Origin of the sequence: Vibrio sp. 1CM7H (assembly GCF_023161645.1) — a bacterium.
Classification (GTDB): domain Bacteria; phylum Pseudomonadota; class Gammaproteobacteria; order Enterobacterales; family Vibrionaceae; genus Vibrio; species Vibrio diabolicus.
In genome coordinates this window covers 116,844-130,910 of sequence record NZ_JALNTV010000005.1, presented here as the reverse complement: position 1 = coordinate 130,910, position 14,067 = coordinate 116,844, and the positions used below count along the sequence as shown (strand labels likewise).

The 14,067-nt window shown below is 45.0% G+C and carries 14 protein-coding genes; 5 read left to right on the top strand and 9 right to left on the bottom strand.

Features of this window, described 5'->3' with window-relative positions; all coding sequences use genetic code 11:
• Nucleotides 1-88: 88 nt before the first annotated feature.
• The 5 genes from MSG33_RS18040 to MSG33_RS18020 are packed head-to-tail and all read right to left on the bottom strand — an operon-like array spanning nucleotide 89 to nucleotide 4,586.
• Nucleotides 89-943 (bottom strand): alpha/beta hydrolase, encoded by an 855-nt coding sequence (locus MSG33_RS18040; protein WP_248381624.1) that lies wholly within the window; start codon nucleotides 941-943, stop codon nucleotides 89-91.
• Between the two features lie 6 nt (nucleotides 944-949).
• On the bottom strand, nucleotides 950-1,507 hold the full coding sequence (locus MSG33_RS18035) for a Slp family lipoprotein (protein ID WP_248381622.1): 558 nt from the start codon (nucleotides 1,505-1,507) through the stop codon (nucleotides 950-952).
• A 41-nt stretch (nucleotides 1,508-1,548) separates the two neighbouring features.
• Entirely contained in the window at nucleotides 1,549-1,854 is a 306-nt protein-coding gene (locus MSG33_RS18030; protein WP_248381620.1) for a chromosome partitioning protein ParA, read from the bottom strand.
• A 60-nt stretch (nucleotides 1,855-1,914) separates the two neighbouring features.
• A complete protein-coding gene (tsaB, locus tag MSG33_RS18025) occupies nucleotides 1,915-2,616 on the bottom strand; it encodes a tRNA (adenosine(37)-N6)-threonylcarbamoyltransferase complex dimerization subunit type 1 TsaB (RefSeq protein WP_005396049.1) in 702 nt (233 codons plus the stop codon).
• A 29-nt stretch (nucleotides 2,617-2,645) separates the two neighbouring features.
• On the bottom strand, nucleotides 2,646-4,586 hold the full coding sequence (locus tag MSG33_RS18020; protein ID WP_248381618.1) for an ATP-dependent DNA helicase: 1,941 nt from the start codon (nucleotides 4,584-4,586) through the stop codon (nucleotides 2,646-2,648).
• A gap of 218 nt (nucleotides 4,587-4,804) precedes the next feature.
• Here MSG33_RS18020 and purU point away from each other — a divergent pair, with 218 nt between their 5' ends.
• The 3 genes from purU (at nucleotide 4,805) to MSG33_RS18005 (ending at nucleotide 7,831) form a co-directional block, all read left to right on the top strand.
• The gene (gene purU / locus MSG33_RS18015) at nucleotides 4,805-5,638 is read left to right on the top strand and encodes a formyltetrahydrofolate deformylase (protein WP_005382206.1); all 834 of its coding nucleotides are present in this window, start codon (nucleotides 4,805-4,807) and stop codon (nucleotides 5,636-5,638) included.
• A gap of 203 nt (nucleotides 5,639-5,841) precedes the next feature.
• Nucleotides 5,842-7,458, top strand: coding sequence for a trypsin-like serine protease (locus MSG33_RS18010; RefSeq protein ID WP_248381616.1), 1,617 nt, complete (start codon nucleotides 5,842-5,844; stop codon nucleotides 7,456-7,458).
• Nucleotides 7,459-7,462: 4 nt separating this feature from the next.
• Nucleotides 7,463-7,831: a hypothetical protein gene (locus MSG33_RS18005; protein ID WP_104971400.1), complete on the top strand. Its 369-nt coding sequence runs from the start codon at nucleotides 7,463-7,465 to the stop codon at nucleotides 7,829-7,831.
• Between the two features lie 72 nt (nucleotides 7,832-7,903).
• Here the strand turns inward: MSG33_RS18005 and MSG33_RS18000 are convergent, their stop codons facing one another.
• Entirely contained in the window at nucleotides 7,904-8,500 is a 597-nt protein-coding gene (locus tag MSG33_RS18000; RefSeq protein ID WP_248381614.1) for a VOC family protein, read from the bottom strand.
• A 220-nt stretch (nucleotides 8,501-8,720) separates the two neighbouring features.
• Between MSG33_RS18000 and argS the strand changes: the two genes are divergently transcribed.
• Both argS and MSG33_RS17990 read left to right on the top strand, forming a co-directional pair.
• Nucleotides 8,721-10,454 (top strand): arginine--tRNA ligase, encoded by a 1,734-nt coding sequence (argS, locus tag MSG33_RS17995; RefSeq protein WP_114322595.1) that lies wholly within the window; start codon nucleotides 8,721-8,723, stop codon nucleotides 10,452-10,454.
• 126 nt (nucleotides 10,455-10,580) lie between these two features.
• Nucleotides 10,581-11,009 carry an HIT domain-containing protein gene (locus tag MSG33_RS17990; RefSeq protein WP_012842045.1) on the top strand — a complete coding sequence of 143 codons (429 nt, stop codon included), beginning with the start codon at nucleotides 10,581-10,583 and terminating at the stop codon, nucleotides 11,007-11,009.
• 93 nt (nucleotides 11,010-11,102) lie between these two features.
• Here MSG33_RS17990 and MSG33_RS17985 read toward each other — a convergent pair whose 3' ends face one another.
• The 3 genes from MSG33_RS17985 to MSG33_RS17975 are packed head-to-tail and all read right to left on the bottom strand — an operon-like array spanning nucleotide 11,103 to nucleotide 13,833.
• Nucleotides 11,103-11,333: a FeoC-like transcriptional regulator gene (locus MSG33_RS17985; RefSeq protein WP_005396058.1), complete on the bottom strand. Its 231-nt coding sequence runs from the start codon at nucleotides 11,331-11,333 to the stop codon at nucleotides 11,103-11,105.
• Nucleotides 11,330-13,606 carry a Fe(2+) transporter permease subunit FeoB gene (feoB, locus tag MSG33_RS17980; RefSeq protein ID WP_065645451.1) on the bottom strand — a complete coding sequence of 759 codons (2,277 nt, stop codon included), beginning with the start codon at nucleotides 13,604-13,606 and terminating at the stop codon, nucleotides 11,330-11,332. The genes MSG33_RS17985 and feoB overlap by 4 nt, the downstream gene beginning before the upstream one ends.
• Nucleotides 13,606-13,833, bottom strand: coding sequence for a FeoA family protein (locus tag MSG33_RS17975; protein WP_005382190.1), 228 nt, complete (start codon nucleotides 13,831-13,833; stop codon nucleotides 13,606-13,608). Before MSG33_RS17975 ends, feoB begins: the two co-directional genes overlap by 1 nt.
• Nucleotides 13,834-14,067: the final 234 nt, after the last annotated feature.

Below are 14,067 nucleotides of genomic sequence, written 5' to 3'. Positions count from 1 at the left end.
TAACTGGCTAAAAAATAGCGTCCTTTTTATTTTGAAAGCTATTACAGCACAGCGAACGTGCTTGAGCACGCAACTCTCAAACACTTGTTTAAATTTTGTTAACTACACCAAGAATTCGCGTTGCGACCTCGAGTATTTGCTCTAAATGACAGTGATGACCACCCTTGACAGAAACCACTTGCGGCGGGTTCTCTCCCCAATCAGCTTGGTTAGATGGTAAATTCTGAAATCCTTGATCGCCTAATACGATCAAATGAGGACAACGTATTTGGCTGGTAATCGAGTTAGCATGCGCTTGCGCCATTCGGTAAAGCGACGCACATTTTAACTTGGCGTCATGCCGCCAATACCATTTATCTCCTCGCTGCTCCGTTCCTCGCTCGACTATCGGCAGAAGCTGCTCAGCGGTTAATTGGTTGGCTTGCACGCGTAATTTTAACGCCAGATCGAAGGAGGCAATGGCTCGCTCTGGCTTGTTGTGCTGTCTTACTCGACTTAAAACGCCATCGCGAAGACGAGGCAAACTGTTAGTAGGATCTTCAGTAAGAGGTCCTGCTCCCTCAATTTGCACAAGAGCTTCGACCTGCTCTGGAAACGCAGCACTATAGCAACTTGCGATTAAAGCACCAAGTGAATGCCCTACTAATATCAGTCTGTTTGGCGATAATTCGTCCAACAACTGATATAAATCGGCAATATAGTCGTGAAAGGGGTAATAGTTATCGTGAGATTTATGACTCGATAAACCGTGACCAAAATGATCGATGGCGAGGAGGTGTAAGTGAGGATTAAGTTGGTTCAACTGCTCCATGAGCGCTTTAAAGCTGCCCGCATTATCTAACCACCCATGAAGAAAAACGACTGACAAGTCAGCCGTTTTCTCGTTCCCTATCTCAAGGGCTGCCATTTTGCCGGCAGGAAGCTCGAATTGACGCTCATGCATCGCAGATTATTTGACCTGTTTTATCACTTTACCGTCTTGTGGGAAATCATTACGCCACATGCGGCAGTTAATCGAGTAACATGGGTAAAAGTAGGTTGGCGAGTCATACATGCGTAAACGTTCTTCAATTTTCCACAAACGGTAGCCTTGCCCCTTAATGATCGGGAATACGTATTCGTGCTCACCAATCTTTCCTTCTTCTTCTCCGGCGCCTTTACCTACAACCGTCAACAAGCGGCCTTCACTAAAGGCGACGGGCTCTAAATAGCCATCAAAATAGGCGACAAAACGTCCCGTTGGCTCTTCATCAATATCCGGTTTACCAGATTTACTGATTGGTAGGTTTACGATTTCTAGACGGGTTTTATCTTTGAAGTTATCCACTTTAGCGATGATTCCACCAAGACGAACATCTTCACTCACTTGCCCCTGAGACTCAGCGAAAGCTTTATAATCAGTAACGACTTGTTCTGTGCTGGCATTTAACTCCTCTGGCAACGAGCTACACGCAGACAAACCAACCGTAGCAAATAATGCGAGAAAAAACCGTCCAAAAACCTTCATAAACCACCTTTCAATATTAGTAACCCCAAGCTGGGGAGATCTCACACGTAAATATCGACACCAAGTAATTGAGCCAGTTCCTCTTTTTTAGTTCGATTCATGACATCCATGTACTGCTCCATTGCTTTACGTGCGCTCCCTTCAGGAAAGTCATATTGCACTTGAGCTCGGTGAATTTGGGACTCATCCACGTGTTTTATGGAGTGCGCCACAGCGTTAGCAACCTTTGAAGGCTGACCTACAGGCTGCTTTGTTTGTGATTTATCTACCTGCTTATTTTTGCTGACTTTATTAGTGCGATTTGCACCGGGAATCAAAGAAGGAGGCAAGCCATTAATCGACGCCATAGCACTCCATAAAAATACAGGGCAAACGCCCTGCTTTTTGTCAGGTTAATGAAAAACGGACTATTCGCGACCAGGAAGTTTTTTCCATGTCACATTATCGCGTAGATAAACTGGGCTAGAATCTTCTACCGGCACAGTATTACCCTTTTTAAATTCTTGTTCAGCAAGAATCACGATGTCTTGTGAATCAGGGTACAGAACCTCGCCATGCGTCAAATTAAATGGTAGGTCTGCTAATACTTCTTGGTATGCATCCCAACCAGTACCTGCTGTCGTCCACATTTTGTCGTCTGCCTGTGCTTCTTCAGTTAGACGTGCTGGTGGAATAACACACTCTTCATCAATACCAACCCATTCACCATTGTCTTGACGAGAATAGCGCGCCCAATAAACTTCACTCATACGTGCATCAATGGCAACAGCGACATTGGTCACACCATGTAAACGATGGCTACCTTGAGCCATCGCAGCCAGCGTTGAAACGCCGATCATAGGCAAGTCAGCGCCGAACGCCAAACCTTGTGCGATACCAATACCGATACGAACGCCAGTAAAGCTACCTGGACCACGTCCAAACGCTAACGCATCTAGCTCTTGTAGAGTCAGGCCAGCTTCTTTAAGTACTTCATCAACCATTGGCAGTACTTTTTTGGTGTGATCGCGTGGTGCAACCGCGCTACGTGAAATCACTTGATCATTAGCCAACAACGCAACTGAACAGTTTTCAGTCGCTGTATCGATAGCAAGAATTTTTGCGCTCATTTAACTCTCTACAACTCTCATTTATTGGGTTATGCCTCAGCACTTGCGTCTGTGACAGATTGTTCTGCTTTCAGGAATGCTTTGATTCCATCTAAGTCTCGCGTTCTTGGGATAGGTGGTAGACTTCCAAGGAAAATACCACCGTAGTCTCGCGTGACGAGGCGATTATCACAAATGATCAACGCACCGTGATCCTTCTGATCTCGAATTAATCGCCCTACACCCTGCTTTAACGTAATCACTGCATCCGGGATTTGTACTTCAGCAAATGGTTCACCGCCACGTAATCGACAATCCTCGATACGGGCTTTGAGTAACGGATCGTCAGGGGCGGTAAACGGTAATTTGTCGATAATAACACAGCTCAGCGCATCACCTCTAACATCAATCCCTTCCCAGAAGGCGCCTGTCGCCACGAGTAAAGCGTTACCCAGTTCCATAAACTCCGCCAAGGTTTTCTGCTTACTCATCTCCCCTTGCATTAACACAGGCAGCTCAAGTACTTCTCGGAACTTCTCACCTAGTTCACGCATCATGCTGTGCGAGGTACATAAAAAGAAGCAGCGACCATCATTTTCTTCAATCACCGGAGCAAGCATTCGGACTAACTTATCCGCTAAGCCGTTACTGTTTGGCTCTGGCAGATACCTTGGCACACAAAGGCGCGCTTGTTTTTGATAATCAAAGGGGGACGGCAGAGAAAATTGCTTTGTAGGCTTGAGGCCAAGGCGCTCAGTAAAGTGCTTGAAGTCGCCCGATACGGCTAGAGTTGCTGACGTGAAAATCCACGCGCCTTGTTTAATCTCTATTTGCTCATGGAACTTGTCCGCGACAGAAAGAGGCGTAATGTGCAGAGCGAAATGACGAGGCGAGGTATCGTACCAGTATGAGTAACCGGTAATATCGACATCACATACCCGGTCGATGCGGCCTTTGATCAAATTGGCTCGTTCAAAGGCGGTATCCAGTAATTGACTGCGCCCTAAGGCTATTTTGAGTACATCAATCGCCAATTCGAGGCTATCTATTAAGCGCAATAATTCTCGCTTAATAGACCCTGATTGCAACGCCTCACGCCAGTTGCCACGAAAGCCTGGCTCACCCAGTACAATCCGCATGTCCATTGCGCTTTGCATGAGTTTGTCGCCCACTTTTTGCAATTGACGCATATCTTTGGCTTCGGTGCGGTAGGCTATTTCAATGTCTTTGGCAAGATCATGAATTTGACGGCTTGAAACTGACTGGCCGAAATATTCGCTCGCAATATCTGGCAACTGATGAGCCTCATCAAAAATAAACACATCGGCTTCTGGAATCAGTTCGCCAAATCCTGTTTCTTTGATCGCTAAGTCAGCAAGAAATAAGTGATGGTTCACCACAACAATGTCGGAATCCATGGCTCGCTTACGCGCTTTCAGTACAAAGCAATCGGTGTAGCTCGGACACTCTTTACCTAAACAGTTATCATTGGTTGAAGTGATGGTTGGAATGATCATGCTGTCTTCTGGCAGATCATCACAATCACCAAGGTCACCTGTTTTGGTTTCTGATGACCAAGCACGCACTTTAACCAATTGAGTTAATAGCGTCGGGTCAGATTCATTAGTATGGCTTTCGACCATTTGGCGGCTCAAGCGATCCAAACACAGATAATTAGAACGCCCTTTTAATAACGCCACTTGACCATAAAAACCAAGCGCATTGACCATGAGCGGTAAGTCCCGATGGTACAACTGCTCTTGCAAGTTTTTCGAGCCTGTACTGATGATCACTTTTTTACCACTCAACAGCGCAGGGACTAGGTATGCGAAGGTCTTACCGGTTCCGGTTCCTGCCTCCACCACCAACTGGGTTTGATCTTTGATCGCACTACTGACGGCTTCCGCCATATCGATTTGTGGCTGACGAGCTTGAAAGCCAGGAATGGCCTTACCTAACGCGCCATCAGAGGAAAAAGTTTTTGCGATCATGCTTGGTATTGAGTTTGAAAAATTATCGAGAGTATATCAGAGGAATAGGAGTGACATCAGCCCACAATCTGGCCAGCTTGCGGCGATGCACGGATATTTTGTTGAAACCAACGTAAGAATAGATTATTTATGGTGAAACATGGCAGTACAGTTACACCCGCCTGGGAATAATAACAAATTCGTACGCTAAAATATTAATGCATGGAAGTACCTGATTTATGGAAAAGAAAACACTGTTGACCCACTGTTCTGACGCCCCGGGTCTCATCTCAAAAATCACTAACATCTGTTACAAGCACCAACTCAACATCGTTCACAATAACGAATTTGTTGATAATACCAGTGGCCACTTTTTCATGAGAACGGAGTTGGAGGGATACTTCAACGATCAAACGTTTCTTGCCGATTTGGACCAAGCACTCCCGCAAGGTGCTAAGCGTAAATTGGTTGGCTCTCGCCGTAAGCGCATCGTCATTCTCGTCACAAAAGAAGCGCATTGTTTAGGCGATATTCTGATGAAAACCTACGACGGAAGCCTAGATGTTGAGATCGCCGCTGTGGTAGGGAATTACGACAAACTGCAAACTCTCACTGAACGCTTCGACATTCCTTACCACCACGTGACCCATGAAAACCTTAGCCGTGAAGAACACGAGCAGAAGATGTTAGAGGTGATCGACCAATACGATGCTGACTTTTTGGTGTTAGCTAAATACATGCGCGTATTGACGCCTACGTTTGTTGAGAAATACCACCACAAAATCATTAATATTCATCACAGCTTCTTACCTGCTTTTATTGGCGCTAAGCCATATCAACAAGCTTACGATCGCGGTGTGAAAATCATCGGTGCAACGGCACACTTCGTGACTAATGATTTAGATGAAGGGCCGATCATCAAGCAAGACGTAATTCCTGTCGACCATACATTCAATGCCCAAGATATGGCACAAGCGGGACGCGATGTAGAAAAGAATGTGTTGAGCAAAGCGTTGAATAAAGTCATTAACGACCACGTCTTTGTTTATGGAAATAAAACAGTGATCCTGTAATCCCTCCGCACTAGTTACAACGAGAATGAAACCCGTCCAACTTGGCGGGTTTCATCTTTTCAGGGATATCCCCCGACTCTAACCATCAAAATTAAACCGATATATTATAATTTTTCATTTCACTACAACTATTTACTGAGAGAATGATTCCGTTTATCATTTGGTCCCCTTATAATAAACCACGTTAATATTACGGAATTAAAATGAAAAAAACGTTAGTGGCTTTTCTGATTGGGCTGACTTTGCCAGCAACCACAATCGCAGATACTCTTAAGCCTGTTCAGAATGATGTATCCACTCGCATTATTGGCGGCGAGCCAGCTAATACTTCCGACTGGAAGTTTATTGCTTCACTGGTCCGTAAAGGACAGCCAACATCTATTGGTCACTTCTGCGGCGGTAGTTTCCTTGGTGGAAAATACGTATTAACTGCTGCGCACTGTGTGGAAGGTCTTAATGCGGACGATATTGACATCGCTCTTGGTCTTTATGATCAAAACAACGAGTCTCACGCGCAGCGCATCGCGGTTAACAATATCTATTCACATAATGAATATAACAGCAATACAACGAACAATGACATCGCTCTTATCGAATTAGAACGCAATGTCGATAGCGCGACTATCGATCTGGCAACGCCAGAACTTTTAGATAGCGTACGTGTGGGAGACAAGTTGCACGTAGCTGGATGGGGAAATACGTCCACGACAGACCGAGTATACCCAACCGTTTTACAACAAGTTGATTTGGAATACGTAGATCGAGCTACCTGCCAAAACCTACCAGGAAACTACTCTAATGTATCAGATGACGGCATTTGCGCCGGATACTATTGGGGAGGTAAAGATAGCTGCCAAGGAGATAGCGGCGGTCCGCTCATCGTTGACGATAACGGCATCAACAAATTATTAGGGGTGGTCAGTTGGGGTGATGGATGTGCTCAACCAAATGCTTATGGTGTTTACGCAAACGTCGCTCATTTTCAGCACAACGGCTGGATAGATAGTCATCGTAATACTATCAGCTACACTCAGTATCGAGATCTTCATTTCGTTGAGCGAAAAGCGCAGCAAGAGACCTTTACTATTCGTAATGACGAGGTGAATACGCCAATCAACATCACGGGCGTTACCCTAACAAGCGGAATCAGCCTCGCCAAAAATACCTGTACTGCGACACTGGCACCATCTCAGAGCTGTCAAATTACGGTAGGCTACTACCCAAGCTACTCGCACTCAGTTGAAACGATTGAAGTCTCTACTGATCATCCGAAACTATCTAAACTTTCGACTACCTTAATATATAGTGGTATTGATAAAGCAAGCAGCTCATTGAGCAGTGCCGTTACGCTAGCTGGCGCAAACGTGTACACCAATGAACACGCTTGGACCGCTGAAAATGGTGAACTTCAATCAGCAGACATGGGAACGTCTGCTGGCGCATCCATCTTGTATTTAACCGATCTTCCAAAAGGCAAACTATCAATGGACTTTAAAGTCTTGTCAGATGGTTTCGATGTTTTTGTCGTTTACGTCAATGGCCAAGAGTATGACTACACTCGCCAGCTTCTTGAGTACAATGAACTTTCTATCGATCTTTACCGGAAGTCAAACACGGTTACTTTTGCTTATCTGAAAAACTACGAGTTTAGCGGTGGTTACAACGCGCAAGCGTATATTCGCAATATCAAGATGTCAGTTAGTTCAGATAACACTAGCGAGAGCAGCGTAACAACAACATCGAGTTCAGGCGGCAGCTTCTCAATTAGCCTACTAATGTTGCTAGCTGCAGGTCCTTTCCTGCGTCGCAAAAAAGGATAACAAGATGCAATATATACTCAAAACAATGCTGCTTGGTTTGAGCTCAATCAGCTTAGTCGCTTGCTCGGCAAATACAGAAATGCAGCAAGGTCAAGAGTCTGAACACCAAGCAATCATGGTAGAAGCGTACCGAACTAGCGATAGTCAAATTTCATTTATCGCCGAGTCTAATGGCTGCAGTAAGAACGATGACTTTAGCTTAAAAATAGAGCAAAACTCTTCAACGGAAGCCCTGCTCACAATCGTCAGGAACAAAGTGGATCATTGTAAACGAATGCCGTTTCCAAAGACTTTCACACTAACTCTAGACGAAGAGTTGAAAGGCAAAAAGCTTTCCATTACCAACCCAAAAAGCAAGTCACCGGCTAAATAGTGATTCGCTTACGAAAGGGAGCCTCGGCTCCCTTTTTGCCTCTCGCAACTCAGCAATTTTCACTCTAGCGTTTTACGCCTGCTCAGACTCCACAATACGCTTAAGTGAATGCGGGTGCAGCTTGATACAAATGCCTTGGTACTTAAACGCCACGGTTGGGTTGTTCAAGCGTTCGCCTTCCCCTTTCGGGCTCGACAATTTGATCTTCACACCCAGCTCTTTTAACTCATCAAAACGCGCGCCAAACGCTGGGTAAGTGTGTTTCAAATCAGCAAGAAACTCATCTGCGGTTTCGGCATGAGACGGAATCACAAACTCCACATGTTCCCAGCTTTCATTTGGGTAGATTTTGCCTTCCGCAGGGTATGGCAGCTCCAGACACTCAATCTTCCAGCCACGGCTTTCCAACACTTTGTCGAATTCGATAACGATGATTGGGCGACCGTTTATTTTCGCTTGTGAAATCACCTTACCGTATTGATTCCATGCTTCATGCGCGGCTTTCGCTGTTTCAGTATCATTAATACGCAGCGCAATATGGTCAGCTTGAGCAAAGCTCAGATCCAGTTTTAACAGGGTTGCAAGCTCTTCAATCTTCGCCATAAATGCGTCCAGATCTTGGATCATCAATTTAGGCGCTAGGCGTTTTTCAACTAGTTGAGTCGTCATTGTGGCTCTCTTATGGGGCGATTTATCTCATTACTCTGAGCGCAATAGTAAACGCAAACCAAACCACATTTCCATTCAATCGAAAAAGTATAAATTTCCCCAATTCCTCTCTGTATGAAAAGCAATAAAGTTGTTATGATTAGCCCCATTTTTGTGAACTCTAACAGAGCTCGGCGTACATTCTGCCGAGTTCTTTGTCCTTGAATTGAAGGAAACGCGTGTGAATATCCAAGCACTTATTAATGACAAAGTATCTCAGGCTCTAGAAGCCGCTGGCGCACCTGCAGGCAGTCCTGCAGCCGTTCGCCAATCAGCAAAGCCACAATTTGGTGATTACCAAGCAAACGGCGTAATGGGCGTTGCTAAAAAACTGGGTACTAACCCTCGAGAATTTGCACAGAAAGTACTGGATGTTCTAGACCTAGATGGTATTGCGAGCAAAACAGAAATCGCTGGCCCTGGTTTCATCAACATTTTCCTAAGCGAAGAGTTCCTTGCGAAACAAGCCGACGCGGCGCTAGCAGACGAACGTCTTGGCGTAGCTAAAGAAGAAGCGCAAACCATCGTTGCCGACTACTCTGCACCAAACGTAGCAAAAGAAATGCACGTAGGTCACCTGCGTTCAACCATCATCGGTGATGCAGTGGTACGTACGCTTGAGTTCTTAGGTCACAAAGTGATCCGCGCGAACCACATCGGTGACTGGGGTACTCAGTTCGGTATGCTTATCGCAAACCTTGAGCGTGTACAACAAGAGTCTGGCGAAGTTTCTATGGAACTTGCGGACCTTGAAGGCTTCTACCGCGAATCGAAAAAGCTGTACGATGAAGATGAAGAGTTCGCAGTAAAGGCGCGAAACTACGTGGTAAAACTGCAAAGCGGTGACGAGTACTGTGCAGAAATGTGGAAAAAACTCGTTGATGTAACCATGATCCAAAACCAGCGCAACTACGACCGTCTAAACGTGTCACTGACTCGTGACGACGTAATGGGCGAAAGCATGTACAACGACATGCTTCCTAAGATCGTTGCAGACCTAAAAGAACAAGGCCTTGCCGTTGAAGATGATGGCGCGCAAGTTGTATTCCTAGATGAATACAAGAACAAAGATGGCGAACCAATGGGCGTTATCGTTCAAAAACGCGATGGCGGTTTCCTATACACAACAACAGACATCGCATGTGCAAAATATCGTTATGAAGAGCTAAGCGCAGACCGTGTGCTTTACTTCATCGACTCACGTCAGCACCAACACCTAATGCAAGCTTGGACGATTGTTCGTAAAGCGGGCTACGTGCCTGAGTCTGTATCTCTTGAGCACCACGCGTTCGGCATGATGCTGGGTAAAGACGGAAAGCCATTCAAGACTCGTGCGGGTGGTACCGTTCGTTTGGCAGATCTTCTGGATGAAGCAGAAGTTCGCGCAGCACAGCTGATCGAATCTAAAAACCCTGAACTAGATGCAGACGAAAAAGAGAAGATCTCTAAAACAGTTGCAATGGCAGCGGTTAAATACTCTGACTTATCTAAACACCGTACGACTGACTACGTGTTCGATTGGGACAACATGTTAGCGTTTGAAGGCAACACAGCACCATACATGCAATATGCATACACTCGTGTAGCTTCAATTTTCGCTAAAGCTGGTGTTGCTATGGATGCTCTCCAAGGTGACATCAAAATCACTGATGAGAAAGAGAAAGCACTTATTGCTAAACTTATGCAGTTCGAAGAAGCGGTGCAATCTGTTGCTCGCGAAGGCCAACCACACATCATGTGTAGCTACCTATTCGAACTAGCAGGTCAGTTCTCTAGCTTCTACGAAGCGTGCCCTATCCTAGTTGCTGAAGACGAAGCAGTGAAACAAAGCCGTCTGAAACTAGCTGCGCTAACAGCGAAGACCATCAAGCAAGGTCTGTCTCTACTGGGTATCGATACTCTAGAGCGTATGTAATCCGCTTTTACGTAGTTAGCTTAAGTAGCACAAGCTAAATGATGACAAAGGTTGACGTGAAAGCGCCAACCTTTTGTTTTATCTGTCGTATACTAATTCAAACTAAAAATTAATCGGACAGCAATAATGAGTTTTGAACTTCATCCTCAATTGGCAAAAGACACTTCGGTGATTGGTCACTTCCCACTTTGCGTCGCGCTTCTTCATAAAGATAATGCTGTGCCATGGGTTATCTTGGTGCCTAAACGCGAAAATTTGAAAGAGCTACACCACTTACCAATGCAAGAGCAACAACAGTTTTTGCTCGAATCTCAAGCGGTAAGCCAAGCACTCGAAGCGACATTCCGCCCAGACAAGTTAAACCTTGGCGCCCTAGGTAACATGGTGCCACAGCTGCACATTCACCATATTGCGCGCTTTAAAGACGATATGGCATGGCCAGGACCAGTTTGGGGGAATACAAAAGGAGAGTTTCGTACTGACGAAGAACAAGAAGAGATTCTTAACCGAATTCGTAATGTGTTGTCGTTAAGCTCTATCTTCCGTAAAGCGTAACCGTTATATAACTTTTAATTCAGGTAGAAAGTAAAAAGCCGCATCATTGCTGATGCGGCTTTGTTGTTTGTGCGCGACGGTTCATTGCTCCTACTACATGGTTACGGTAAGTGACAAACCATCGTGCTTCGTGACTGCATAGCGTATTCGCGTTATATGATGAGCTTTATTTGTATCTACCAAGCGAGAAATGCGACCTTTGTTAATCCATACACTTAACATGGCGTCTGCACCGTCTTCACTCATTCCGAACTGTTTTGCTAGCTCAGATTGGGAAACCGTTCCTTTTTCGGCAATATATTGATAAAGCTCTTTTAAAATCATACGACTTGCGCCTCAAACTCACCTTGATGTTTCTTGCCTACGCGCTTGAAAACGCGGTACGTGCCAAAGAAAATCGCAATAATTGTGGCAATCCAAACGCCGCTGGTGATAGGGCTATCAGCGAAATGCATAAGCTGATGATAGAAAGTCGCACTCAAGTACGCGAGCCCCATTGTCCATACCGCTATAAAGCGCGCAAAGTTATTGCCGAATTCTCGAACATAGGCACCCATCGCAGCCACACAAGGAGTGTAAAGTAAGATAAAAATTAGGTACGCAAAAGCAGCATGACCAGAAACAAATTTCTCTTTTATGTTACCAAAGATCGATTCATCAATTTCTTGCTCCTCTGCGACTGCATGAGAATCTGCTAAATCACCGACGTCAATCCCCAGAGGATCAGAATAGCTCAGCCCTGCTAGGTTTTCAGGAATGCTCATCACCGCTTCTTCTAGGCTACCCATAAGATCAAATTCTGCATCCTCTCCATCGGTTGGCGTAGTATATAAGCTGTTCAATGTGCCCACGACTGCCTCTTTCGCGAAGATACCAGTAATAATACCAACCGTTGCTGGCCAGTTATCCTCTTGAATACCAATTGGTGCAAACACTGGCGTCACAACCTGAGCGGCTTTTGATAGAACCGATTTATCACTGTCTTCATTACCGAATGTACCGTCAGTTCCTAGCGAGTTGAGGAAGCTCAAGATAGCAACAACCACAACGATGGTTTTACCTGCACCCAGTACGAAACGCTTAAGTTTTTGCCAAGTTTTGATCACGACGTTCTGCAATGTCGGAAGCTCATAGTCAGGCATTTCCATCACCAAGCTATCACTGCTGCCAGGATACAGCGTGTGCTTGAGGAACAAACCGGTAAACACCGCGGCGACAATACCAAGTAGGTAAAGTGCAAACACAATGTTTTGACCAGAGCCTGGGAAGAAAGCGGCAGCAAATAAAGCGTACACAGGTAAGCGAGCACCACATGACATAAACGGTGCCATCGACGCAGCCAACTTGCGCTCACGCTCTTGGTCTAGCGTGCGCGTTGCCATGATTGACGGAACGTTACAGCCAAAACCAAGAACCAAAGGGACAAACGCTTTACCCGGCAAGCCGATTTTCTGCATCACTTTATCAAGCACAAACGCGGCGCGTGCCATGTAACCCGAGCTCTCAAGCACAGCAAGGAATAAGTACAAACACGCAATGACCGGGATAAAGGTCGCAACTGTTTGAATACCGCCGCCTAAACCATCAGCAATCACCGTAACTAGCCATACGGGGAGGTGACCATCTAATAAGTGATGTCCACCATCAACCAGCAATGCGCCTACACCAATGTCAAAAAAGTCGATAAATGCACTACCGATGTTAATCGAGAACATAAACATCAAGTACATAACCACAAAGAAGAATGGGATCCCAATCCACTTGTTCAAAATAAACTGGTCGAGTTTTTCAGTCACGCTACGGCTTAATTTGCCTTCGCTTCGGCGAACTTTTTTACACTGTTCATGCAGGTATGTGTACTTGGTATCCGCGACATGCAAATCGATATCCAAGTCTAAAGTCGCAATGACTTCCAATACTTTGCTTCTATCAATATCGGAAAGGCTATTGAGAACCATCGTGTCTTTTTCAAGCGCACGAATCGCTAATGCACGATGGGCGACGGTTTGATCGTTAAAAAGTGCGGAAACAGTTTGAATCGCCGACTCCATCTTTTCACCGTAATGCAAAGATAGCTCTTTAAGCGCGACCCCTTGAACGATGGACTTATGAAGTTTTTCTTTAAACTCTGCAACTTGAGTTTTATTGGTTGCAGATAAACTTACTACAGGACAACCTAACGTTTTCTCAAGCTCTGAAACGTTAATCATTTGACGTTCACGTTTTAGCGCATCCATTTTGTTGAGAACAACAATCATAGGACGGCCAAGTTCGCGAAGTTGCAACGTCATATATAAGCTGCGCTCTAAACTCGTGGCATCAACCACGTTGATAATGAGATCGGCAGGATGAGTTAGAACCGCACGCGATGCAATGGATTCGTCAATACTATTGCTATCATTACCACTGTCTAACGAGTAAATACCAGGAAGGTCAGTGAGCAAAAACTCGTCACCCGCATGTTTGAATTGTCCCGTTTTCTTTTCAACGGTGACGCCTGCCCAGTTACCAACTTGCTGTTTTGCGCCAGTCAAACCATTAAATAGCGTCGTTTTACCACTATTAGGATTACCTACGGTAAGCACTTGATATTGCATTACACTCGCTCCACTTCAATTTTCTGAGCAATGGTTTCTCGCAATGCGACAGACACACCACGGACTTCGACTTGTAAAGGATCGCCCATTGGAGCACGTCGAATCACTTTGACTTCTGTATTGGGAAGCAGCCCCATTACCATGAGTTTCTTTCTGATATCTGATGAAAGACCATCTAACAACCGAATCGTCACCGTATCGCCAGGATTAATCTCTGATAACTTCATAGTGGCCCTTAAGAGTATTGCTAATGAGAAATATTATTATTTAATAAGTTTAGGCTGCCAATATTACTCTCCTATAACCCTTCAATCCTTGTGTGAAATCAAAGATTTCATAAATGTTTTCATGCTTTCAAACGTCAACTCCGTAAATTTCCTCTCGTTATTTACGTCAAAATTAACAATTAAAAATCACGACCAATGAAATAAAAATGTCACAAACAAATGGTAAAGATAAAA

Bases quoted from the DNA above. Each gene is read 5' to 3' on its own strand.
- MSG33_RS18030 (WP_248381620.1), bottom strand. From the start codon at position 1,854: ATGGCGTCGATTAATGGCTTGCCTCCTTCTTTGATTCCCGGTGCAAAT.
- feoB (WP_065645451.1), bottom strand. From the start codon at position 13,606: ATGCAATATCAAGTGCTTACCGTAGGTAATCCTAATAGTGGTAAAACG.
- MSG33_RS18040 (WP_248381624.1), bottom strand. From the start codon at position 943: ATGCATGAGCGTCAATTCGAGCTTCCTGCCGGCAAAATGGCAGCCCTT.
- tsaB (WP_005396049.1), bottom strand. From the start codon at position 2,616: ATGAGCGCAAAAATTCTTGCTATCGATACAGCGACTGAAAACTGTTCA.
- MSG33_RS18005 (WP_104971400.1), top strand. From the start codon at position 7,463: ATGCAATATATACTCAAAACAATGCTGCTTGGTTTGAGCTCAATCAGC.
- MSG33_RS17990 (WP_012842045.1), top strand. From the start codon at position 10,581: ATGAGTTTTGAACTTCATCCTCAATTGGCAAAAGACACTTCGGTGATT.
- purU (WP_005382206.1), top strand. From the start codon at position 4,805: ATGGAAAAGAAAACACTGTTGACCCACTGTTCTGACGCCCCGGGTCTC.
- MSG33_RS18010 (WP_248381616.1), top strand. From the start codon at position 5,842: ATGAAAAAAACGTTAGTGGCTTTTCTGATTGGGCTGACTTTGCCAGCA.
- MSG33_RS17985 (WP_005396058.1), bottom strand. From the start codon at position 11,333: ATGATTTTAAAAGAGCTTTATCAATATATTGCCGAAAAAGGAACGGTT.
- MSG33_RS17975 (WP_005382190.1), bottom strand. From the start codon at position 13,833: ATGAAGTTATCAGAGATTAATCCTGGCGATACGGTGACGATTCGGTTG.
- MSG33_RS18000 (WP_248381614.1), bottom strand. From the start codon at position 8,500: ATGACGACTCAACTAGTTGAAAAACGCCTAGCGCCTAAATTGATGATC.
- MSG33_RS18020 (WP_248381618.1), bottom strand. From the start codon at position 4,586: ATGATCGCAAAAACTTTTTCCTCTGATGGCGCGTTAGGTAAGGCCATT.
- MSG33_RS18035 (WP_248381622.1), bottom strand. From the start codon at position 1,507: ATGAAGGTTTTTGGACGGTTTTTTCTCGCATTATTTGCTACGGTTGGT.